Annotated in this window: 20 protein-coding genes; 8 read left to right on the forward strand and 12 right to left on the reverse strand. The window is 73.2% G+C overall.

All coding sequences use genetic code 11. The features are described 5' to 3' along the window. Positions 1-79 precede the first annotated feature (79 nt). From ACWCXH_RS22725 to ACWCXH_RS22735, 3 genes are all read left to right on the forward strand, one after another. Positions 80-1,126 (forward strand): alpha/beta hydrolase, encoded by a 1,047-nt coding sequence (locus tag ACWCXH_RS22725; RefSeq protein WP_449803271.1) that lies wholly within the window; start codon positions 80-82, stop codon positions 1,124-1,126. 198 nt (positions 1,127-1,324) lie between these two features. Beyond that, a complete protein-coding gene (locus tag ACWCXH_RS22730) occupies positions 1,325-2,266 on the forward strand; it encodes an AurF N-oxygenase family protein (protein ID WP_449803272.1) in 942 nt (313 codons plus the stop codon). A gap of 48 nt (positions 2,267-2,314) precedes the next feature. Continuing rightward, on the forward strand, positions 2,315-3,934 hold the full coding sequence (locus ACWCXH_RS22735; protein WP_449803273.1) for an FAD-dependent oxidoreductase: 1,620 nt from the start codon (positions 2,315-2,317) through the stop codon (positions 3,932-3,934). Between the two features lie 95 nt (positions 3,935-4,029). Here the strand turns inward: ACWCXH_RS22735 and ACWCXH_RS22740 are convergent, their stop codons facing one another. Further along, a complete protein-coding gene (locus ACWCXH_RS22740; protein ID WP_449803274.1) occupies positions 4,030-4,884 on the reverse strand; it encodes a methyltransferase domain-containing protein in 855 nt (284 codons plus the stop codon). Between the two features lie 218 nt (positions 4,885-5,102). After that, positions 5,103-5,888, reverse strand: coding sequence for a GntR family transcriptional regulator (locus tag ACWCXH_RS22745; protein WP_449803275.1), 786 nt, complete (start codon positions 5,886-5,888; stop codon positions 5,103-5,105). Positions 5,889-6,056: 168 nt separating this feature from the next. Here ACWCXH_RS22745 and ACWCXH_RS22750 point away from each other — a divergent pair, with 168 nt between their 5' ends. From ACWCXH_RS22750 to ACWCXH_RS22765, 4 genes are all read left to right on the forward strand, one after another. Continuing rightward, positions 6,057-6,785 (forward strand): tyrosine-protein phosphatase, encoded by a 729-nt coding sequence (locus ACWCXH_RS22750; RefSeq protein ID WP_449803276.1) that lies wholly within the window; start codon positions 6,057-6,059, stop codon positions 6,783-6,785. 62 nt (positions 6,786-6,847) lie between these two features. Further along, the gene (locus ACWCXH_RS22755; protein WP_449803277.1) at positions 6,848-7,420 is read left to right on the forward strand and encodes a DUF4291 domain-containing protein; all 573 of its coding nucleotides are present in this window, start codon (positions 6,848-6,850) and stop codon (positions 7,418-7,420) included. A 237-nt stretch (positions 7,421-7,657) separates the two neighbouring features. Then, positions 7,658-8,833: a sensor histidine kinase gene (locus tag ACWCXH_RS22760; protein ID WP_449803278.1), complete on the forward strand. Its 1,176-nt coding sequence runs from the start codon at positions 7,658-7,660 to the stop codon at positions 8,831-8,833. Next, positions 8,830-9,483 carry a response regulator gene (locus ACWCXH_RS22765; protein WP_449803279.1) on the forward strand — a complete coding sequence of 218 codons (654 nt, stop codon included), beginning with the start codon at positions 8,830-8,832 and terminating at the stop codon, positions 9,481-9,483. The genes ACWCXH_RS22760 and ACWCXH_RS22765 overlap by 4 nt, the downstream gene beginning before the upstream one ends. A gap of 83 nt (positions 9,484-9,566) precedes the next feature. Here the strand turns inward: ACWCXH_RS22765 and ACWCXH_RS22770 are convergent, their stop codons facing one another. The 10 genes from ACWCXH_RS22770 to ACWCXH_RS22815 form a co-directional block, all read right to left on the reverse strand. After that, positions 9,567-10,658 carry a hypothetical protein gene (locus ACWCXH_RS22770; RefSeq protein WP_449803280.1) on the reverse strand — a complete coding sequence of 364 codons (1,092 nt, stop codon included), beginning with the start codon at positions 10,656-10,658 and terminating at the stop codon, positions 9,567-9,569. Between the two features lie 300 nt (positions 10,659-10,958). Next, positions 10,959-11,537, reverse strand: coding sequence for a hypothetical protein (locus ACWCXH_RS22775; protein ID WP_449803281.1), 579 nt, complete (start codon positions 11,535-11,537; stop codon positions 10,959-10,961). 85 nt (positions 11,538-11,622) lie between these two features. Next, positions 11,623-12,231 carry a hypothetical protein gene (locus ACWCXH_RS22780; protein WP_449803282.1) on the reverse strand — a complete coding sequence of 203 codons (609 nt, stop codon included), beginning with the start codon at positions 12,229-12,231 and terminating at the stop codon, positions 11,623-11,625. Positions 12,232-12,355: 124 nt separating this feature from the next. Beyond that, complete coding sequence (locus ACWCXH_RS22785) at positions 12,356-13,375, reverse strand: N-acetylglucosamine kinase (protein ID WP_449803283.1); 1,020 nt, start codon at positions 13,373-13,375, stop codon at positions 12,356-12,358. 119 nt (positions 13,376-13,494) lie between these two features. Then, entirely contained in the window at positions 13,495-14,805 is a 1,311-nt protein-coding gene (locus ACWCXH_RS22790) for a 6-phospho-beta-glucosidase (RefSeq protein ID WP_449803284.1), read from the reverse strand. Continuing rightward, complete coding sequence (locus ACWCXH_RS22795) at positions 14,805-15,716, reverse strand: carbohydrate ABC transporter permease (protein ID WP_449803285.1); 912 nt, start codon at positions 15,714-15,716, stop codon at positions 14,805-14,807. Before ACWCXH_RS22795 ends, ACWCXH_RS22790 begins: the two co-directional genes overlap by 1 nt. 41 nt (positions 15,717-15,757) lie before the next feature. After that, positions 15,758-16,756, reverse strand: a complete 999-nt coding sequence (locus ACWCXH_RS22800) for a carbohydrate ABC transporter permease (protein WP_449803286.1) — start codon at positions 16,754-16,756, stop codon at positions 15,758-15,760. Between the two features lie 43 nt (positions 16,757-16,799). Further along, positions 16,800-18,155: an ABC transporter substrate-binding protein gene (locus tag ACWCXH_RS22805; protein ID WP_449803287.1), complete on the reverse strand. Its 1,356-nt coding sequence runs from the start codon at positions 18,153-18,155 to the stop codon at positions 16,800-16,802. Between the two features lie 129 nt (positions 18,156-18,284). Then, positions 18,285-19,475: an ROK family transcriptional regulator gene (locus ACWCXH_RS22810; protein WP_449803288.1), complete on the reverse strand. Its 1,191-nt coding sequence runs from the start codon at positions 19,473-19,475 to the stop codon at positions 18,285-18,287. A gap of 253 nt (positions 19,476-19,728) precedes the next feature. After that, on the reverse strand, positions 19,729-20,880 hold the full coding sequence (locus ACWCXH_RS22815; protein WP_449803289.1) for a mechanosensitive ion channel family protein: 1,152 nt from the start codon (positions 20,878-20,880) through the stop codon (positions 19,729-19,731). Positions 20,881-21,350: 470 nt separating this feature from the next. On the opposite strand from ACWCXH_RS22815, the gene ACWCXH_RS22820 reads away from it, so the two are divergent. Continuing rightward, positions 21,351-21,995 carry an HNH endonuclease gene (locus ACWCXH_RS22820; RefSeq protein WP_449803290.1) on the forward strand — a complete coding sequence of 215 codons (645 nt, stop codon included), beginning with the start codon at positions 21,351-21,353 and terminating at the stop codon, positions 21,993-21,995. The last annotated feature ends 100 nt before the right edge of the window (positions 21,996-22,095 follow it).

A 22,095-nucleotide genomic window follows, 5' to 3' on the forward strand; every position in this document is an offset into this window, starting at 1 on the left:
CGGGCGTCGAGGAGGCTTCCCCCGGTCGGCGAGCGGGCCCATCATGGGGCTCCCCAGGAGAGCCCCCCAGGAGGCAGAGATGACGATTCCACTCCCCGTCCGGATCCAGGCCGCCGTCGTCCGGGGCGCGTACGCGCTGCCGGAGGGGGTGCGGCGGGCGATCGCGGGGGCGCCGGTCGTGCGGGACGGGCAGACGCTCGCGCTGGACGCGCAGCTGATCCTCAAGCTGCAGCGGCTGTCGAAGGCGACCCTGGTGATGCCGGGTGGGGTCGGGCCGTCGCGGGTGGCGATGGAGTACGCGCGGTACCTGGTGGGCGGGCCGGCGATCGGGCCGGTGGCCGTCCGGGAGGTCGAAATCCCGTCGGATCAAGGGGAGTTGGCGTCGACGCTGTACACCCCGGCCGGGCTGGGGGAGCGGTCCGGGCTGCTCGTGTACTTCCACGGCGGCGGCTGGGTGGTGGGCTCCCGGGCGAGCCACGACCACGTCTCGCGGTTCCTGGCGAAGCAGGCCGGGGTGCGGGTGCTGTCGGTGGAGTACCGCCTCGCGCCCGAGCACACGTACCCGGCGGCGGCCGACGACGCCCTGGCCGCAGTGGACTTCGCGCTCGCCAAGGCGGGCGACCTGGGCGCGGACCCGGAGCGGATCGCCGTCGGCGGCGACAGCGCGGGCGGCAACGTCGCCGCCGTCGCCGCCCGGCGGGCCGTGCGCAGGGGCGGTCCCGCGCCCGTCTTCCAGCTGCTGCTGTACCCCGCGACGGACGCGTCCGTGCGCCGGCCGTCCCGGGACCTCTTCGCCGACGGGTTCTTCCTCACCAGCGCCGACATGGACTGGTTCTTGGACCGCTACGCCCCCGAGCCGGTCGACCGGACCGACCCGGGCGTTTCGCCGCTGCTCGCCGAGGACCTGGCCGGCCTGCCACCCGCGTACGTCGGCACGGCGGGCTTCGACCCGCTGCGGGACGAGGGCGAGGCGTACGCGGAGGCGCTGCGGGCGGCGGGGGTCGCGGTGGAGCTGAGCCGGCAGTCGGACCTGATCCACGGGTACGCCAACTACATCGGGATCGGGCACCGGTTCCGCGAGGCGATGGCGGAGGCGGCGCAGGCGTTGCGGGCGGCACTCCGGTAGGTGCTTCGGCAGGCACTCCGGTAGAAGACGCATCGCGCCATGGGCCCGCGGCCCCGGGATCCGCTCCCGGGGGCGCGGGCCTTTCGCTGTGCGCCCCCACCGTCGCACGGGGGGTTCTCGGGGGCGGGCTCTTATTGTACTGTCCGTCTAATAAGCGGGTGAGCGGGAACCCGCAGGAGCAGGCACCTGGAGGCAGCCATGGCTCTCACCGGTCCGGTGGCCCGGAGACACGACCGCGGCGACCGTCACCCCCACGGCCACACGGCGGCGGACGACGACGTCTCGAAGCGGCTGCTGGAGTCGGCCGCCATGCTCTCCTACGATCCGTCGACCGAGATCGACTGGGACGCCCCCCTCCCCGACGGCCACTACGGCCTCAACCCCGAGTGGAGCACCCTCTACGGCACCCGGCTGTGGGACGAGATGACCGAGCGGCAGCGGGTGACCCTCACCCGGCACGAGGTCTGCTCGATCATGAACACCGGGATCTGGTTCGAGCTGATCCTCCAGCAGATGGTGCTCCGCGACCAGTACCTCAAGAACCCCGCCGGCGCCGAGTTCCAGTTCGCGCTCACCGAGATCGCCGACGAGTGCCGGCACTCGATCATGTTCGCGCGCGCCTGCCAGAAGATGGGCGTCCCGGCGTACCGCCCGAACAAGCTGATCGCACACGCCGGCCGGGCCTTCAAGTCGCTCGCGAAGGGCGAACTCGCCTACGGCGGCATCCTCGTGGCCGAGGAGGTGCTCGACGTCATGCAGCGCGACTGGATGCGCGGCGAGAACGTCCTGGACATCGTCCGCGGCACCTCCCGGATCCACGTCGTCGAGGAGTCCCGGCACATGAAGTTCGCCCGGCAGGAGATCCGCGAACGGATGCGGCACGCGGGCCCCGTCCGCCGGCGCACCTCCGCGACGGGCATCGCCATGGGCGCGTACGTCATCGTCACCAGCATGGTGCACCCCGGGGTGTACAAGGCCGCCGGGCTCGACGTCGCGCGGGCGCTCGCCGAAGTGCGGGGCAACGAGCACCGCAAGGCCATGATGCGCACCAGCTCCCGGCACCTGATGGCCTTCCTCGCCGAGACCGGGCTGCTCACGCAGCGCTCGGCGGCCGTCTACCGCCGCGTCGACATGCTCTGACGTCCCTTCCTCAGACCTCTCCCGTCCAGTGAGGACCCACCCCCGGCCATGGCCTACGCGATCACCCGTACCTGCTGCAACGACGCCTCGTGCGTGTCCGTCTGCCCGGTCAACTGCATCCACCCGACCCCGGACGAACCGGAGTTCGGCACGACCGACATGCTGTACATCGACCCGGCGGCGTGCATCGACTGCGGCGCGTGCGCGGACGCCTGCCCGGTGGACGCGGTCTTCCCGGTCGACCGGCTGCGCGGGCCCGACACCGTGTTCGGCGAGCTCAACCGGGACTGGTACCGCGAGCACCCGAGCGACCACGCCTGGGGCGCGCCCAGCTTCCCGCGCAGCCTGCCCGACGGCCTCGGGCCGCTGCGGGTCGCCGTGGTCGGCACCGGGCCGTCCGCCGGGTACACCGCGCAGGAACTGCTGCGCACCACCGGCGCCGAGATCACCATGATCGACCGGCTGCCCGTCACCGGCGGCCTGCTGCGGCACGGCGTCGCGCCCGACCACCAGTCGACCAAGCGCATCGCGGAGAGCTTCGCCGGCGTCTTCCACGACCCGCGACTGCGGATGTACCTCAACGTGGAGGTCGGGACGGACGTCACGCACGACGAACTCGCCGCCCACCACCACGCGGTGGTGTACGCGGTCGGCGCGGCGGCCGACCGGCGGCTCGGCGTACCCGGCGAGGACCTGCCCGGCAGCCTGCCCGCCACGACCTTCGTGGGCTGGTACAACGCCGAACCGACCGTGCCGGCCGACGCGGTGTCGCCGGCCTCCGCCGGCGGGCGGGTGGTCGTGGTCGGGAACGGGAACGTCGCCCTCGACATCGCGCGGATCCTGCTGACGGACCCCGACCGGCTCGCCGCCACCGACATCGCCGACCACGCGCTGGCGGCACTGCGCGGGAGCGGTGTCCGCGAGGTCGTGCTGCTCGCGCGGCGCGGGCCGGCGCAGGCGGCGTGGACGCGACCGGAATTCCTCGCGCTGCGCCGACTGCCGGGCGTGGACGTGGTGGTGGACGACCACCCGCAGGTGCGGGCCGCGCTGGACTCGCCGCACTCGCCGCATGCATCGCTGCTCGCCGGACTCCCGCTGGAACGGCTCGACGGCGAGACGGAACCGGGGGGCTCGGGGCGGCGGATCGTGCTGCGCTTCTTCTCGTCCCCCGTGGCGCTGACGGGGGACGGCGACGGCGTGACGGCGATGTCCGTCCGGCGGACGACCGGGGAGGAGGACGTGATCCGGACCGGCCTGGTCGTGCGCTCCATCGGCCACCGGGGCGTCCCCGTGCCCGGCCTCCCGTTCGACGAGGCGGCGCAGACGGTCGCCCACCACGGCAGCCGCGTCGACGGCCTGCCCGGCACGTACGTGGTCGGCTGGGCCAAGCGCGGCCCGTCCGGCGGCATCGGCGCCAACCGCGCCTGCGCCCGCGAGACCGTCGACGCCCTCCTGGACGACGCCACCGCCCGCACCCTGCCCGCCCCGTCCGCGACCCGCAAGGACTTCGACCGCCTCGTCCACCGCCGCCGCCCCGACGCGGTGGGCCTGAAGGAACTACGGGCGGTCGACCGCACCGAACGCACCCGGGGCGAAGCCGAAGGCCGGCCCCGGGTCAAGCTCGCCACCGTCCCGGACCTGCTGGCCGCCGGCCGGCGAAAGGCGTAGGCGACAAGCGGACAATCCCCTGTGGCCGTGGCCTCGCGCAGGAGATCGACCAGGTCGACTTCCTGCGCGACGTGGGGTGGGGGCGTGACGGAGGCTCACCTCGGCGGCTTGACGGCGGTGTGGACGTACCAGGCGACGTATTCCCGCACGGCGTACATCTCCACGGTGGAGCGGAGGTTGAGCCACCGGGCCGGATCGCCGAGCCGGCGCAGCAGCGCCCACGGCAGCCGGAAGTACGCGTGCACGGCCTCCGTCGTGGGCGTGTAGTACGGGGTCGCGTCCAGCGCCTCCTCGACCTCGAACCCGGCCTCGGCGAGCATGCGCGGGAGGTTCCGGGCGTGGTACACCTTCGCGCCCGTCATCACCATCGCGTCCAGGTACGGTTCGAGCAACGCCCTTGCGTCCGCGGCCATTTCGTCCAGCGGAACGGTGCTCATCGGGCCGAGCAGCACCAGCCGTCCGCCCGGGCGCAGCACCCGGTGGAACTCGGCGAGGGCGCGCGCCGGGTCGTAGGAGTGGACGAGCGTCTCCATCGAGTAGGCGCCGTCGAACGTGTCCTCGTGGAACGGGAGTCGGTGGTAGTCGCCCCGTGAGAAGGAGGTGCGGTCCGCCAGCCCCGCGCGGGCGCTCAGCCGGTTCGCCGCGTCGACGTGGAAGTCCAGCACGTCGACGCCGGTGACCGCGAGCCCGAACCGGGCGGCCATCGCCCGCGCCACCACGCCCGCCCCGGAGCCCGCGTCGAGCACCCGGGAGCCGGGCGGGAGCGCCAGCTTGCGGCCGAGCACGTCCTCCAGCTGCCGCTGCGCCCGCCAGAGGCGCCACTTCGACTGCCCGGGCTCGGTCCACCCCCAGTGCCGGGCGTTGCGGGCCACCCGGGTGTAGAACAGCCGGCTTCCCCTGCGGCCGTAGACCCGGCGCAGCCCGGTGAGGTCGAGTTCCTGAGCGCCCATGCGGACAAGCTAGCTCCGGGCGTGAGGCGCCGACTCGCGCGCCACGCACGGGGCTTGGTCGTAGGACAACCCGATCGGTCGACCGGCGTGTTCCGCCGCCAGGCCGTGACGGGCCCCGTCGCGTCGCCGAGCCGCGGGATCGCGCGGTGGCCGGTTCCGGGGCCGGGTGCACCTCGGCGACCGGGAGCCTTGCGCCCGCACCCTTGTCCGGGTTCGCCTCACGGCCCGCACGGTCGCGGTGCGTCCGGCCCCGGCTCGCGGAAGTGCAGGACGAACCGGGCGCTGCTGCCGTCGATCCGCCGCCGCACGTACAGCGCCGGGGCGCCGTCCGGGGTGCAACTGACGCCCTCGCGCACCAGCAGTGGCGTGCCCGCGGGGACGCCCAGCAGCTCGGCGTCCGCGAGGTCCGCGCCGATCGCGCCGAACGCCCGCCAGTCGTACTCCAGCTCCACCCCGGCCGCCCGGGCGAGGTCCAGCACCAGGTTGCCGGGGCGGCCCGGGCGTACCAGCTCCGCCGGCAGCGGCCCGAACGCCACCCAGTAGCTGCACGCCGCCCGCGCCCGCCCGCCGAGGCGGATCACCGTGTCGACCCGCGACAGCTCGCCCGGCCCGCGGCCCAGCTGCCGGGCCGCCTCCTCGTCCTGCGCCGAGCCGGCCACCGGCGGCGCGCCCACGACGAACTCGCCGTCGGACCCGCCCCCCGGCAGGGCGCCGTGCACGCTGCCCAGGTCGAACCGCTGGCTGCGCGGGTCCACCGCGATCGAGACGCGCACCGCCGGCGGCCGGACGAACGTGCCCACCCCGCGCCGGATCTCCACCACGGCCGCGCGCTCCAGCTCCGCCACCGCCTGCCGCACCGTGAGCCGGTTCACACCGAACTCGGCGCTCAGCTCCGGCTCGCTCGGCAGTCGCGCGCCCGCCGGGTACGCGCCGGAGTCGATCCGCTCCTGGAGCTGCCGCGCCAGGCGGCGGTAGACGGGGGTGTCGGGAGGGTTGGTCGCCACAGGCTCGATCCTACGAAGGCTTCCGGGTCGACGATTCCCGTCCGCAGCGGTGCCATGGAAGGAAGCACAGGAGGCGGCGGCTTGCCCGCGACCCCCCGGAGCGGCTAGACATCCGGACGACACATCTAGACGTCTAGATGTCCTGCACAGCCGCTCGAAAGGCCTCGCATGTCCCTGCTCAACTTCCGCGACTCCGCCGTCCTCGGCGACCCCGAGGGCCGGCGGGTGCGCCCCGGTGTGCTCTACCGCTCCGCCCAGCCGTTCCCGGCCGCCGACGCCGCCACCGTCGAGCAGCTGCGGACCCGCGACATCCGCACCATCGTCGACCTGCGCGACGGCTTCGAGACCGACCCGGCCGACTGGGCCGCCGCCGGGTCCGCCGGGATAGCCGTCGTCGCCGCCCCAGTGAACCCCGCCACCGACGGCCTCGCCGAGCGCATGCGCACCATGACCACCGCCGCCGACCTCGGCCACTTCTACGTGCTGATGGCCGAGTCCGCCCCCGCGGCCGTCGTCGCCGCCGTCGAGGCCGCCGCCCGTCCGGGCGCCGTCCTGCTGCACTGCGCCGCCGGCAAGGACCGCACCGGCCTGCTCACCGCGCTGCTGCTCGACCTGCTGGACGTCCCGGCCGAGCGCATCGTCGCCGACTACGTCCGCACCGCCGACGCCCTGCCGCAGATCTTCGCGGGCCTCGCCGAGCGCCACCGCACCGCCCTCAACGACCGCCGCGACCTGCACATCCCGGCCCCGCTGCTGCAGGCCCCGGCCGAGGCGATGGCCGTCTTCCTCGACCTCGTCCGCACCCGCCACGGCGGCGCCGCCGCCTTCCTCCCCGCCTGCGGCGTCACCCCGGAGACCCTCGCCGCCTTCCGGGCCAAGGCCGCCGCCGCCCGCTGACCCGCCGTCGGCCCGCCAATTCGGTTGCCGCCGGACCACCCGCCCTGGCAACGTCCCCCGGTATGACCGCGCTGCGCGAGATCCGGGCCGACCACGACGAGCGGACGATCGTCCTCTACCAGGCGTACGCCCCCGCCGTCGCCGAACCGGCGCTGGCGGCGGGCCGGTTCACGGCGCCGTTCTCGTTCCACCGGATGACGTGGATCAAGCCGTCGTTCCGCTGGCTCATGCACCGCAGCAACTGGGCGCGCAAGCCCGGCCAGACACGGGTGCTGGCGGTCCGGATCACCCGGGCCGGCTGGGAGGAGGCGCTGTCCCGGGCCGTCCTGACGACGGCGCACCCGGACGAGGTCGCGGGTGCGGACGTGCACGTCCAGTGGGACCCGGAGCGGACGCTGCGCGGGGGAGCGCTCAACCACTACAGCATCCAGGTGGGCGTCGGCCGTTCGCTGATCCGGACCTTCGCCGAGGAGTGGGTGGTCGGCCTCACCGACCTCACCCCGCAGGTGCACCGGATCGCCGACCTGGTCCGCGCAGGCCGGGCGGCGCAGGCCCAGCGCCTGCTGCCGCCCGAGCGTCCGTACCCGCTGCCGGCCGCGATCGCGCGCCGTCTCGACCCTTGCCGGCGCCGTTGAGGCCGAGGAAGCCGGTGACGGTGCCCGCCCGGACGGTGCAGGACAGGTCGTCGACGGCGAGCTTGTCGCCGTACCAGTTGTTGAGCCGCTCGATCTCGATCACGGGGACAACGGTGGCGGTCGGGCCCGCACCCGGGCATCGGGCGACGGGACACAACGCGCGGTCACCGCACTGGCCCCGGGGCTTAGGCCCGCGGACCAATGTGCCGCCGGGCGGGTGATCGATACGATCGGGCGATGATCACCGAACCCCGCCCGCCCCTGCTCCGGCGCCTGCCCCCGGGCGTGTGGGTGGCGGCGTTCTGGGTGTCCGTCGTCGTCTTCCGGTTCTTCACCCGCGACGACGAACTGCGCCACCTCCTCACCTACAACGGCAACCCCGAGGACATGCCGCTGGTGGTCACGGCGGTGGTCACCACGGCCGTCGCGGCGTTGCTGGTCCGCCTGCCGCCGGCCGCCATCGCGGTGGCGCTCGCGGGCAGCCTCTTCTCGCTCGGGATGTGGCGGGTCCCCGAGGCGACGGTCGTGCAGTTCCTGATCGCCGACGCGGTCGTCGGCTACTGCGCGGCCACCCGCTCCCGGCTCGTCTCCGTGTGCGCCGCGGGGATGCCGGTCGCCATGCTCGTCGGCCTGTTCCTCTGGGGCGCCCTCAACGGCTACCCCGTCAACCCGATGGCCTACGGCGGCCTCGCCGCGACCGTCGCGATCGCCTGGCTCGTCGGCAACACCGTCCACCAGAGCCGCAGCCACGCCGAGGCTCTGCGCGGGCGCGCCACCGAACAGGCCGTCACCGCCGAACGGCTGCGCATTGCCCGCGAGCTGCACGACATGGTCGCCCACAGCATCGGCATCATCGCGATCCAGGCCGGCATGGGCAGCCGGGTCATGGACACCCAGCCCGCCGAGACCCGCAACGCGCTCGACGCCATCGAGGCCACCAGCCGCGAGACCCTCGCCGGGCTGCGCCGGATGCTCGGCGCGCTGCGGCAGGGCGAGGGCGAGTCCGCACCGCTCGAAGTCGCCCCCGGGCTGGCCGAGCTGGACCGGCTCGTGGAGAAGACCGCGGGCGCCGGCGTCCGCGTCGTGCTCACCCGCACCGGCGAGCAGCGCCACCTGCCCGCCGACGTCGACCTCGCCGCCTTCCGGATCGTCCAGGAGGCCGTGACCAACGTGGTCAAGCACTCCGGCACCCGGGACTGCCACGTCACCGTCGCGTACGAGCCGGACTCCGTCACCGTCACCGTCGTCGACCTGGGCTCCGGCGCCGGTCCGGACACCGGGTCCGGCTACGGCATCGCCGGCATGCGCGAGCGGGTCGGCCTGCTGCACGGCGAGTTCAGCGCCGGCCCGCGCCCCGAAGGCGGCTTCCGCGTCGCCGCCCGACTGCCGCTCCCCGTGGAGGTGGGACCGTGATCCGTGTCGTCCTGGTCGACGACCAGCCGCTCATCCGCACCGGCCTGCGCGTGCTCATCGCCGACACCCCCGACCTGGAGGTGGTCGGCGAGGCCGGCGACGGCGCCGAGGCCGTCGAACTGGTCACCCGGCTGCGCCCGGACGTCGCCGTCATGGACATCCGCATGCCCGGCGTCGACGGCATCGAGGCCACCCGCCGCATCGTCGCCGACCCCGGCACGGCCACCCACGTGCTCGTCCTCACCACCTTCGACGACGACGACTACGTGTACGGCGCGCTGCGCGCCGGCGCGAGCGGCTTCCTCGTCAAGGACCTCGCCCTGGAGACCATCCTCGACGGCATCCGCGTGGTCGCCGCCGGGGACGCCCTGATCGCGCCGAGCATCACCCGCCGCCTGATCGGCGAGTTCGCCGCCCGCCCGCAGTCCGCGCCGTCGCGCCGCCCGGTCGCGCAGAACATCACCGAGCGCGAGCGCGAGGTGCTGACGCTGGTCGGGCGCGGGCTCTCCAACGCCGAGATCGCCGAGCAGCTCGTCATCAGCGTGGCCACGGCGAAGGCGCACGTCGCCCGGCTGTTCACCAAGCTCGACGCCCGCGACCGGGTCCACCTGGTCATCCAGGCCTACGAGTTCGGGCTGGTCGCGCCGTAGCCGAAAGGCACGGGCGCCGGGGTGGGCCCACACGGCCCACCCCGGCGCCCGCTTTCCGGCGGCCGTCAGTTGGTCCGGTTGGTTCAGGGGACGACCGGGTGCGAGACCTCGCAGCCGCCCGCACCGCCGTTGTAGTCGTTCGCCCAGGTGCCCTGCATCGCGAACGAGCCGGTCGCGAACGTCACGTTCTGCGCGCCGCCGACGCCGCCGGTGCCCTTCCAGGCGCACTTGTCGGCGTTCTCGGAACCGGACGAGTCGGTCCAGCCGCCCGCCGGGTTCTGGTCGGTGACGGTCTCGGCGTACTCGTGGCCGTACACCATCGTCACGCCGTCCAGCAGGCCCGCGCTGCCGGTGTTGACGTAGTTCTGGCCGCACGAGGTGCCCATGTCGGTGACGTACGGGTCGTTGGTGAAGGCGAGGTCGCCGTACGGGGACGCGGCCGCGCCGCCGCTCAGGGTGGTGTCGCCGTTCCAGTCGTGCCAGGCGCAGAAGTTGCCGCTGGTGGTGTTGAAGCCGTCCGGGTGGGTGCCGGTGGGGGAGAGCACCACGTACTGGACGTTGCGGTTGGCCGCGGAGGTGGTGTTGCCGAAGTGACCGGCCGCGGCGATGGCCTCGTTGGCGATCTGGTTGCCGGTGGCCTGCCCCGGAGCGGTGGCCGACGAGTCGACCCAGACGCCGGCCAGCGCGCCGCCGGTCGGGTAGCCGACGTGGGCGGCCGTGGACGGGCAGGAGGTCGCGCCCTTGGCGATCCCCTGGCAGTACTGCGTCATGACGCCGGACCAGGTCTCGTTGTTCGTCCCCAGGCCCTTGAACAGCTGCTGCGCGCGGACGGCGATGCCGCTCGGGTCACCGGAGAGCGTGGTGTAGCCGTTGGCGTCGGTGCCCTGGGTGCCCCACTGGGAGCCCCAGAAGACCAGGTACACCTTGGGCGCGCCGGTGGTGACGCCGATGCCGTCGACGCCGCCGCCGTAGTTCAGGTTCGACGTGCGCTTGCCGGCCGAGGCGGCGCCGGCCTCCTTGGTCGGGACGACGCCGTGCCGGTAGGGGTGGGTGTGCCCGGCGAACTCGCTGCTCGGCTGGTCCGCCTGGGCGGGCGTGGCGGCGGCGAAGCCCGCGGCGGCGAGCACCAGCGAGGACAGACCGGTCAGGACTCTGGACGTGGGGGACATGCCCATCGTGAGGGTTCCTCTCTCCTGCCGGCACAAAGGTGTGGGGAGCGCCGGCAGTTCACTGGGACGAAGGGAAGGCCCGAAGCAAAGCAGAGCCGCTGAAAGCGGGTCAACGAGATCGGAAGCAAAGGAAACCCAGCCGTACCGTAGCGAAGTTCAAAAGGTCGCAGCTCAGAGCGCATTGATGCGCGTAGCGAAGCCGTCTATCAACATTCGGAGGGGAATTCCTGAACAGTATGGAGACCGTCCGCACAACACACCGCGGCCCCGGCCGGGTCGTCCCGGCCGGGGCTCGCTTTTGCCCGGTCAGCCCGCTGCCGGAGGCTCGACGGCGGTGTTCTGGCCTGCGACGATCCGGGCTGCGCCCGGCGCCCCTTCCTCCAGGCTCTTGAGCCGGTCGGCGAGCGCGAGCAGCATGTCCAGGCTGTTGTCGGACAGTCCCGAGGCGCGCTTGACCAGACTGACCACCCCGGAGTTGCCGAGGGCCTGCTGCAGGTCGCCGAACTTCTCCAGGCGGTCGAGATGCTCGTCGACCTCGGCGGTCCTCCGGTCGTCCAGGAAGTAGGCCGCGCCCTGCCGGATGCCGAAGCCGCGGCCGAGCCAGTCGAGGGTGTCGACGGTCGGGTTGGGGCTCTGCCCCTTCTGCGTCACGCCGTGGTGGAGGTTGCGGATGGTGTCCTTGGAGATGACGTCGCGGCCGGCCAGGGTGTTGATGCGGTCGGCGAGTTCGCGGTAGGTGGGGGTGCGTCCGCCGGCCCGGGCGGCCTCGCGGGAGATCAGGTGGTCGATCTTGCCGGCGATGGCGCGGGCGCGGCCGGGCGAGCGCTCGGGCGAGGGGCAACGGTCCGCCGCTCCCCCCGCGCCGCCCGGCTCGTGTGCACGCACGTCGCCCGCTCCTCCGAATCTCCTGGGGCGCCAACCTATCGCGAGGGGCGGGCCCCGGGAACACTCGCCCAAAGGCACCGAGGCCCTACGGACGGGCGAGTTCGGTGATCCGCATGATGCGCCCGTGCGAGTCGAGGACGACGTCGTACGTGTTGCCGTAGCAGCCGTACGGGGCGTCGGGAGCGCGGGAGGCGAGGCAGTCGTCGAGGTGGTTGAGCAACGCGGGCAGCGGCACCGGCTTGGCGGGGTCGCCCTGCTGCTGGTCGACGAGGGAGGCATCGACGAGGGCGGCGTCGACGCCGGCCGCGGCGAAGGAGTAGCGCACCGGGTCGCCCGCGGGCTCGAAGCGGTTCGGCCCGCAGACGTACCGGGTGGCCCGGGCGGTGAGTTCGGCGGGGTCGACGGTGTCCGCGGCGACGACGCGCAGCACGCTGTGCCCGGGGCGCTCGCCGGCCGGCGAGCAGTGGGCGGCGGAGGACGACGGCGCGGGCGGGGCGGCCTCGACGGCGTCGTCGGACGCGTCCGTCGGGTCGCCGGGGTCGTCGGGGTCGTCGTTCGAGCCGCCGAGCTCGCCGGACGCGCTCATGACCGTGGGGTTCTCGTCCGCCGGGGTGCAGGACGCCAGGCCGACGACGGTGATGGCCGCGGCGGTGCAGGAGAGCAGGGCGGTGAGCAGGATTCGGGGCGCGGCCATGGCACCAGTCTCCCCGGCGGTGTGGCGGACGCGGACATCCGGGTACACGTGTGCCGGTCGGGGCCCGGTTCCCGCCCCCGTCGGATGTGCGGACCCGACGGGGACGGGAGGTTCACGCAGCGGCCTACGCCGCGACCGGCCGCGAGGCCTCGTACGCCTCCCGCAGCCGGGCCTGCGCCCCGGCGCCGGCCCCCAGGTGGTCGAGTCCGAGCAGCGCCGCCCCGAGCACCGGCGGCGCGACGACGACCCGCGGCTCGGCCAGCGGCGCGGCCTGCGCGAGCCGCGCGGTGAGGTTGTCGAGCAGCAGCGGCTGCCGGGAGGCGAGCACCCCGCCGCCGAGCACGACCGGGGTCGGCGCGTCCAGCAGCTCCAGCCGGGTGAGCGCGACGACGGCGAGCCGCACGATCTCGTCGGCCTGCCGGTCGATGAGCTCCAGCGCGACGGGGTCCCCCCCGCCGGCGACGGCGAACAGCACCCGGACGATCTCGTGCAGGCGCACCGCCGGCAGGTGACCGAGGTGGACGGCCTCGGCGACGGCGCCGGCGCTGGGCAGGCCGTAGTGCTCGGCGATGGCCCGGGCGAGGGCGGTGGGCCCGCCGCGCCCGTCCTCGGCGCGCACGGCGTGCCACATGCTGTTGCCGGCGAGGCTCGCGCCGCCGCCCCAGTCGCCGGTGAGCTCGCCGAGGGCGGGGAAGCGCGCGGTGCGGCCGTCCGGCAGGAGCCCGACGCAGTTGATGCCGGCGCCGCAGACGACGGCGACGCCGCGCGGGCCGTCGGTGCCGGCGCGCAGCAGGCCGAAGGTGTCGTTGACGACGGTGTTGCTGGCGCCCCAGGGGTGGGACTCCAGCGCGGTGCGCAGCGCCTCCTCCTCGACCGGGAGGTCGGCGTTGGCGAGGCACGCGCTGACGTGGCTGGTCAGCCTGCCGCTCCAGGACGGGTACCCGGCCGCGGCGGCGGCCTGCTCGACCAGCGGGGCGAGGCCGGCGACGGCCGCCGCGCCGCCGATCCTCTGCGGCGCGAAGCCGCCGCCGCGGGCGGTGCCGCGGACGGTGCCGTCCGCGCCGATCAGGGCGACGTCGGTCTTGGAGTTGCCCGCGTCGATGGCGAGTACGCCGGGCAGGAGTGGTTCGGGCTGGTGGGTCATCAGGTCCCTGCGACTCGTACGTGGCCCGGCCGATGGGTTCCGGCCGGGGGTGGGCGGTCCGCTCGCGGAGCCCGGCCCGCGACACCCTCACATCGCGGGCCGGGCCGTCCACGGCGACGTCAGGCCCAGGCGAGGTGCTCGCGGTTGTGGGCGAGCAGCCGGTCCGTCAGCCGGTCGGCGAGGTCGAATCGGCCGACCAGGGGGTGGGCGAGCAGGGCGTCGTACACACGGTCGCGTCCGCCGTGCAGGGCGGCGGCGAGGGCGAGGTGCTCGTACGAGGTGACGGCCGCGACGAGGCCGGCGTACAGCGGCTCGACGGGCCGCTGCGGCAGCGGGCGGACGCCGGCGGCGTCGACCTCGGCCGGCACCTCGATGACGGCGTCGTCGGGCAGGAACGGCAGCACGCCGTCGTTGCGGGTGTTGACGACCTGCACGGACGTTCCCCCGCCCGTGCCGAGCAGGGCCGCGATGAGCTGCACGGCGGCCTCGGAGTAGAACGCGCCGCCACGCTCGCCGAGCAGCTCGGGCTTGGTGTCGAGGGCCGGGTCGGCGTACAGCTCCAGCAGCCGCCGCTCGATCTCGGCGACCTGCGCGGCGCGCGAGCCCTGCGCCTTGAGCTCCTCGACGACCTCGTCGTGCTGGTAGTAGTACCGCAGGTAGTAGGACGGGACGACGCCGAGCCGCTGGATGACGTTCCGCGGCAGGTGCAGGTCCTCGGCGATCTCCTTGCCGAAGTCGCGGAGCAGCTCCGGCAGCACCTCCCGCCCGCTCGCCGCCCCCGGCGCGTCGAGCAGGGTGACGCCGCGCTCCCAGGTGAGGTGGTTGAGCCCGACGTGGTCGAGCCGGACGAGCTCCGGGTCCACGCCGAGGTGCGCCGCGAACTTCCGCTGGAAGCCGATCGCGACGTTGCACAGGCCGACGGCCCTGTGCCCGGCGTTCTGCAGGGCACGGGTGACGATGCCGACCGGGTTGGTGAAGTCGACGATCCAGGCGTCCGGGTTGGCCCGGCGGACGGTCTCGGCGATGTCCAGGACGACCGGGACGGTGCGCAGCGCCTTGGCGAGCCCGCCGGCGCCGGTGGTCTCCTGGCCCACGCAGCCGCACTCCAGCGGCCACGTCTCGTCCTGGTTGCGGGCGGCCTGCCCGCCGACGCGCAGCTGGAGCAGGACGGCGTCGGCGTCCGTCACGCCCGACGGGACGTCCGTCGTGAGGGACACGGCCGCCGGGTGCCCCTGCTTCGCGAAGATGCGTCGCGCCAGCCCGCCGATCAGCTCCAGCCGTTCGGCGGCCGGGTCGATCAGCACGAGCTCGCCGATCGGCAGGGTGTCCCGCAGCCGGGCGAAGCCGTCGACCAGTTCCGGGGTGTACGTCGAACCGCCGCCGACGATCGCCAGCTTGAGAGCGGACCCGGCGGACTTGAGTGCGGACATCAGCCCTTGACCCCTGTCAGTGTCACGCCTTCGATGAAGGCCTTCTGTGCGAAGAAGAAGAGGATGATCACCGGCGCCATCACGAGGAGGGTGGCGGCCATGGTGAGGTTCCAGTTGGTGTGGTGCGCGCCCTTGAAGGACTCCAGGCCGTAGGCGAGGGTCCAGGCGGCGTGGTTCTCGCTCGCGTAGATCTGCGGGCCGAAGTAGTCGTTCCAGCAGGAGAAGAACTGGAACAGGGCGACGGCGGCGACGGCCGGCCTGGCCATCGGCAGCACGACGCGCAGCAGGGTGCGCACGTCGCCGCAGCCGTCGATCCGGGCCGCCTCGACGTACTCCTTGGGGATGGTGGTCAGGAACTGGCGCAGCAGGAAGATGGAGAAGGCGTCGCCGAAGGCCATCGGGACGATCAGCGGCCACAGCGTGCCGGTGAGGTGCATCTGCTTCGCCCAGAACAGGTACATCGGGATGATGGTGACCTGCGGCGGCAGCATCATCATCGAGATGACCGCCATGAGCGCCAGTCTGCGGCCCCGGAAGCGGAACTTGGCGAGCGCGTAGGCGACCGGCAGGCTGGAGACGACGGTCAGCAGCGTGCCGGCGCCGGCGTAGACCAGGGTGTTGCGCCACCAGGTGAGGAACCCGGGTGCCTCCCACACCTTGGTGTAGTTGCCCCACTGCCAGGAGGTGGGCCAGTAGTTCGTCGTGAGCGCCTGGCCGTCCGTCATGACGGAGGTCAGGAAGGCGAAGACGAACGGGAGGACGAAGAACAGCGCGGCGGCGATGCCCAGCGCGTGGACGGCCACCCAGTTGAGCGCGGCGCGCCGCCGGGCGGCCCGCAGCGCGGTCCCGGCCAGGGCTGAACCGCCGGGCGAGGAGGGCGACTTGGTGAGTGTGGGGGTGCTGGTGGTCATGGAAGGGTCCTCACTGGTCCGCTGTGTCCGCGGGACACGCGCTAGTCCTCGCTCGCCATGAAGCCGGAGCGGCGGCGCAGCAGGAGGGAGGTGACGGCCATCGCGATGGCGAACAGGACCAGGGCGACGACGCAGGCCGAGCCGGTGTCGAAGCGCTGGAAGCCGAGGTTGTACACCATCTGCGGCAGGGTCCAGGTGGAGCCCTGCGGGAAGCCGGGCTCGAACTGCTGCCCGGAGTTGCCGGCGATGCCGCTGGCGACCCGCCCGGCGACGATCGCCTGGGTGTAGTACTGCATCGTCTGGATCACGCCGGTGACCACGGCGAACGTGATGATCGGCGCGATGTTCGGCAGCGTGACGTACCGGAAGCGCTGGAGCGGTCCGGCGCCGTCGAGTTCGGCCGCCTCGTACTGCTCCTTGGGCACGTCCAGCAGGGCGGCCATGAAGATGACCATCAGGTCGCCGATGCCCCACACGGCGAGCATGGTGAGCGCGGGCTTGGACCAGTTCGGGTCGGCGAACCAGCCGGGCTGCGGGAGCCCGAGCTCGCCGAGGAAGTGGTCGACCGGGCCGGTGCCGGGGTTGAGCAGGAAGGCGAAGGAGACCGTCGCGGCCACCGGCGGGGCCAGGTAGGGCAGGTAGAAGGCGGTGCGGAAGAAGCCGACGCCGCTCTTGATCTTCGTGATGAGCAGCCCGGTGCCGAGCCCGAACACCACCCGCAGGGACACCATGACGACGACCAGCCAGAGGGTGTTGCCGAGGCCCTGCCAGAAGAAGGGGTAGTGGTTGAAGACGTAGTCCCAGTTCTTCAGGCCGTCGAAGGTGGGGGCCGAGAACCCGTCGTACTTCATGAAGGAGAAGTAGACGGTGGAGATCAGCGGGTACAGGAAGAAGACGCCGAAGCCGATCAGCCAGGGGGAGAGGAACGCGAGGGTGCGGGCCGCCTCCCGGCGGCGCTTCCGGCGCAGCAGGTGCTGCGTGGAGGGCGCCGCCGGGTCGGCGGGTCCGGTGCCCCTGCGGGTGCCGAACGCGAGTGCCATGGGGTGCTCCGAGGTTCTGCTGCGAAGTTCTGCCGGCGAAGCGCTACTTCGCCTGGGCGATGGCGGCGTCGATCTCCTTGGCGGTGGCGGCGAGGCCGGCCGCGAGGTCGGTCTGCTTGCCGGACTCGTACGCGTAGCCGAGGTTCTGCAGCGACACGAGGTAGGCGCCGCCGTTGGCGCTGGCCGGGGTGGTGCCGGAGTTCGGGTTCTTCGCGATGTCCAGGAAGGTCTTGAAGTTCGGGTCGCTGGTGAGCTTCGGCGAGTTGAGCGCGTCGAAGGTGCTCGGCACGTTGTGGATCGCGTTGGCGAAGCCGACGACCGCGTCGGTGTCGGTGGTCAGGTACTTGACCAGCTCCCAGGCGGCGGCCTGCTTCCTGCTGCTGCGGGTGATGCCGATGACGGTGCCGGTCTGGTAGCCGCGGCCGTAGGTGGCGGCCTGGTCGTCCGGCACCGGGAACGGGGCGGTGGCCCAGTCGAAGTCGGGCTTGCTCCCGGCGAGCGAGTCGGTGCGCCACTCGCCGTCGATGGCCATCGCGACCTGGCCGGTGTGGAAGGGGTTCTTCCCGCTGAACTCCTCGCCGAAGGCCGAGCGGTACTTCTCCAGCTTGTCGAAGCCGCCGAGCTTGTCGGTGAGGTCCTTCTGCCACGTGAGCATCGCGGCGACCTTCGGGTCGGTGGCGATGGTCGACTTGCCGTCGGCGCCGAAGTAGGTCGGGCCGTACTGGCCGAGGAAGTGCTCGGTGGTGGACTCGTAGCCGTGGTAGTTCGGCATGAAGCCGAGCTGCTTGAAGCCGTCGCCGTCCGGGACGGTGAGCTTGGCGGCGGCGTCGGCGAACTCGCTGAAGGTCTTCGGCGGGGAGGTGATGCCGGCCGCGGCGAAGGCCTTCTTGTTGTAGTAGAGGCCGTAGGCGTCGCCGAGCAGCGGCAGGGTGCACTGGTTGCCCTGGAACTGCGTGTAGTTGAGCATCGCCGACGGGAAGGTCCTGGCGGCGTCGATGCCGCTCTTCTCCAGCAGCGGCTTGAGGTCGATGAAGGCCTTGGTCGAGCAGAACATGCCGACGTTGTTGGTGGTGAAGGAGGAGACCACGTCCGGCGCGTCGTCGCCGCCGGCCCGCAGGGCCTGGTTGACCTTGTCGTCCGCGATGTTGCCCACGGCCTTGACGTGGATGCCGGGGTGGGCCTTCTCGAACGCGGCGATGTTGTCGTTGATCGCCTTCACCTCGTTGTCCTGGCTCCAGCCGTGCCAGAAGGTGATGGTGACGTCCTTGCCGCTCGCCGAGTCGTCGCTGCCGCCGGCGCCGTTGCTGCCGGTGCAGGCGGTCGCGAGCAGGGCCAGGACGGCGCTGCCGGTGACGGCGGCGATCGTGCGGCGGCCTCTGCGGGGAGTGGTGGGGTGCACTTCGGGGTCCTCCTGGGGGTGCGCGGGCAGGCGTCATCGCCTCGTCGCCCGCGGTCGGGGTTGGGGGAGAGGTGTGCAGGGGCGTTCAGGTGGCAAGGGGAGCGGTCGGTGGGTGGCTCAGTGGATGGCTCAGTGGGTGGAGAAGACCGCCTCGCGGGCGGCGGCCAGGGCGCGCTGGAGCGCGCCGAGCAGGACGGGTGAACCGGACAGGGCGCTGCTGCGGACCTCCGGCCGGGCGATCGAGAGCCGGGCCAGTTCCTCCTGGACGAGGGCGCGCAGCCGTTCGCCGCCCGCGCTCGGCACGCCGCCGGAGAGGATCACCAGCTCGGGGTCGACGACGGCGACGATCACGGCCAGCCCGACGGCGAGCCGGCCGGCCAGTTCGCGGAGGAACTCGTCGCCGGCGCCCGGGGTCACCAGGGCCTTGGCGATCGTCTCCTCGGCGGTGGGCGCGCCGAGCCCGTGCTCGCGGGCCAGCGCCCGGACGGCGGGTGCGCCGACCAGGTCCTGGAACCCGCCGAAGTTGCGGCGGCGCACGTCCCGCACGACCGGTGAGCCGGGCACCGGCATGTAGCCGACCTCCCCGGCGCCGCCGGTGAAGCCGCGGTGCAGCCGCCCGGCGATCACGATCGCGGCGCCGGTGCCCGCACCGGCCCAGAGCAGGACGAAGTCCTCGGAGCCCCGCGCCGCGCCGGAGGCCTGCTCGGCGACGGCGGCGAGGTTCACGTCGTTCTCGATCGACACCGGCGCGCCGATCTCCCCGGACAGCTCCTCGACGAGTCGCGGCGAGTGCCAGCCGGGCAGGTGGGAGGCGTAGCGCAGCTTGCCGGTGACGGGGTCGGGCGCGCCGCTGACGCCGATCACGACGGTGTGCAGCGCGTCCGCGGCGATCCCGGCCGCCCGCGTCGCGTCGGCGACCGCCGCGGCGACCCGGGGTACGGTCCCGGCGGCCGGGGCGCCCTTCACCGGTACGACGTGCTCGGCGAGCGTGCTGCCGGTGATGTCGGCGATCGCGACCCGGATCTCGGCAGTGGTGACGTCCAGCCCGGCGACGTACCCGGCGGCCGGATTCACCTGGTACAGCTGCGCGTTGGGACCGGGGCCGCCCGCGGTGGTGCCGACCGGCAGGACCAGCCCGGCCGCCTCCAGGCGGGCCAGCAGCTGGGAGGCGGTGGGCTTGGAGAGCCCGGTGAGGGTGCCGATCTGGGTGCGGGAGAGCGGTCCGTTCTCCAGCAGCAGTTCGAGGGCGGCGCGGTCGTTGATGGCGCGCAGGAGGCTGGGGGTGCCGGCGAGGGGGGCCTTGGCGGTGGTCTTGGTCACGCGCAGAATCCTCCTCTTCCGGCAGGTGAAGGAGTACCAGGGGGACTCCCGAGGGCGGTGCGGGTGGCGTGGCGACCGTGAACTGTTAGGAAACTTTCCAGTCGCTTGGGAAGGACCGTACGGTCCGCGTCGGCGAGTGTCAATGGCCCGCCGAGCGGTGGATGCCGAAGCGTTACCGGACAGCACGAAGCCCCGCCCCCACGTGGTGGGAGCGGGGCTCTCGTCCGTGCTTGCGAACGCTTCCCGGCGGGCGCTACGGCCGGGTGAGGTCGTCCGCCGGCGGCTTCGGCAGCGGTATCGGCTCGGTCGCCTTGTACCGCGCCGAGGTCGGATCGGCCAGCGAGGACGGCGGCGACGGGTCCGGCGCCGCGGCGATCGCCACGCCCGTGGCCGTCGCCTCCTCCTTCACCTTGATCCCGGCCACGTCGAAGGCCGCCTTCAGGCGCTGGCGCATCGCCCGCGCCACCGTCGACGCCTTGCCCGGCGCCGTCCTGGCCTCGACCCGCACCACCACCGAGTCCGCCGCGACCGACTCCACGCCGAGCACCGACACCGGCTCCCAGATCAGCTCGTCGTACGGAGGCTCCTTGGACATCGCCTCGGCCGTCTCCTGGATCAGGTCCTCGGCCCGGACGAGGTCCTCCTTGTACCCGACCTGGACGTCCACGGTGGCCGTCGACCAGCCCTGGCTCATGTTGGCGATCCGCTTCACCTCGCCGTTGCGGATGTACCAGATCTCGCCGTTCGCGCCGCGCAGCTTGGTCACCCGCAGGCCGACCTCCAGCACCGTGCCGGAGGCCACCCCGGTGTCGATCTCGTCGCCGACGCCGTACTGGTCCTCCATGATCATGAAGACCCCGGAGAGGAAGTCCGTGACCAGGTTGCGGGCGCCGAAACCGATCGCCACACCGGCCACACCGGCACTGGCCAGCAGCGGTGCCAGGTTCACCCCCAGCGCGGAGAGCACCATCAGCGCCGCCGTGCCCATGATCGTGAAGGACGCGACGCTGCGCAGCACCGAGCCGATCGCCTCCGAGCGCTGCTGGCGCCGCTCCGGGTTGACCACCCCGGTGTTGGCGAGCAGCCCGGTGATCCGGCCGTGCTCCTCGTGGGCCTCGTGCGCCCGCGCCATCCGCGTTATCAGCTGCGTTATCAGCTTGCGCACCACCGCGCGCAGCAGCAGCGCCAGGACGATGACGAAGACGATCCGCGCCCCGGTGGCCAGCCAGGACTGCCAGTGCGTGTCGAACCAGCTGGCGGCCTGCTTGGTGGTGTCGGAGACCTCCTGCGTGCTGGTCGGGATCCGCAGGTCCAGTTGGGGCAGCTGCGGCGCGGTCGGACTGGGGGACGGCGTCGCCGGGTGGGTGGACGCGTCGGCGAGGCCGAGGGCGCCGGAGCGGAACACGTGCGGGACCTTCCTTGCAGGGGGCATCACCGGTCCCGTGCCGCAGCGAGCCCGGCCCGCGGACCGTCGGCCTAGCCTAGCGGGCACCGGGCACCCGGCTGGACCGACCGAACGGCGCGAGGGCCACCCCGGACGCCCCGTCAACGCCCCGGTGCGCTCCTGCGCGTACGCGTCCCTGCAGCGCTGCGCCACTGCTCCCCACGGCCTCACCGCTGCTCCGACCGGCCGAGCCGTCCCCCAGGAGGGCGCGCGGGGGCACCGGCCGGGCACCCGGGTGCAATCCGACCTTCCCCCGGGCATATCGGGTATGACGGAAACCACACCCGGAGATCACGTCAGGTCCGTTACACAGGAGTGGTGGCGCCGTACAAAGGCGTAAGGCGACACTGGGGGAGATCACTCACCCGTTGGGTGATCCAACCGCTCGTCCCGGCGCGAGCCACGCGCCGCAGGCGTCCAAGGAGGCATCCGTGCCGCATGTCCTGGTCCTCAACGCGTCCTACGAGCCACTCGGCGTCGTATCGATGCGCCGCGCACTCATCCTGCTCCTCAACCACAAGGCGGTCAGCCTGGAGGATTCGGGAGTCACTCTGCACAGCGCCACCAGCGCCCTTCCGGCGCCGTCCGTCGTCCGTCTGACCCGCTTCGTCCGGGTCCCGTTCTGCGGGCCCGTCCCGCTCACCCGCCGGGCGCTGTTCGCCCGCGACCACGGCCGCTGCGTCTACTGCGGGGCCGCCGCCACCAGCGTCGACCACGTCATCCCGCGCAGCCGGGGCGGCCAGCACCGGTGGGACAACGTCGTGGCGGCCTGCCGCCGCTGCAACCACACCAAGGCCGACCGCCACCTCACCGAACTCGGCTGGCGCATGAAGCGCCCGCCGGCGCCGCCCTCCGGGCTCGCCTGGCGGATCATCGGTACCGGCATCAAGGACCCGCGCTGGCGGCCCTACCTGGAGCCGTACGGCGGTGCCGACCAGCTGCGCGCCCCGCAGTGGGGCGAGTACGAGCACCACGACCATACCGAGCCCAACCACTCCGTCCCGATCGGCCGGGCGCACGGCGCCCACACAGCCCCCGTCCGCCGCGGCGAGCGTCCGGAACCGCTCTCCGCCTGACCCCGCTCCACAAGGGCCTGCCCCGTCACATCTCGGTACGCCTCATGGGCCGCCGCGCACCCCACCGGGGAGCGCGGCGGCCCGCCGTGTGCCCCGGTGG

It is taken from the genome of Kitasatospora sp. NPDC001660, from assembly GCF_053596725.1.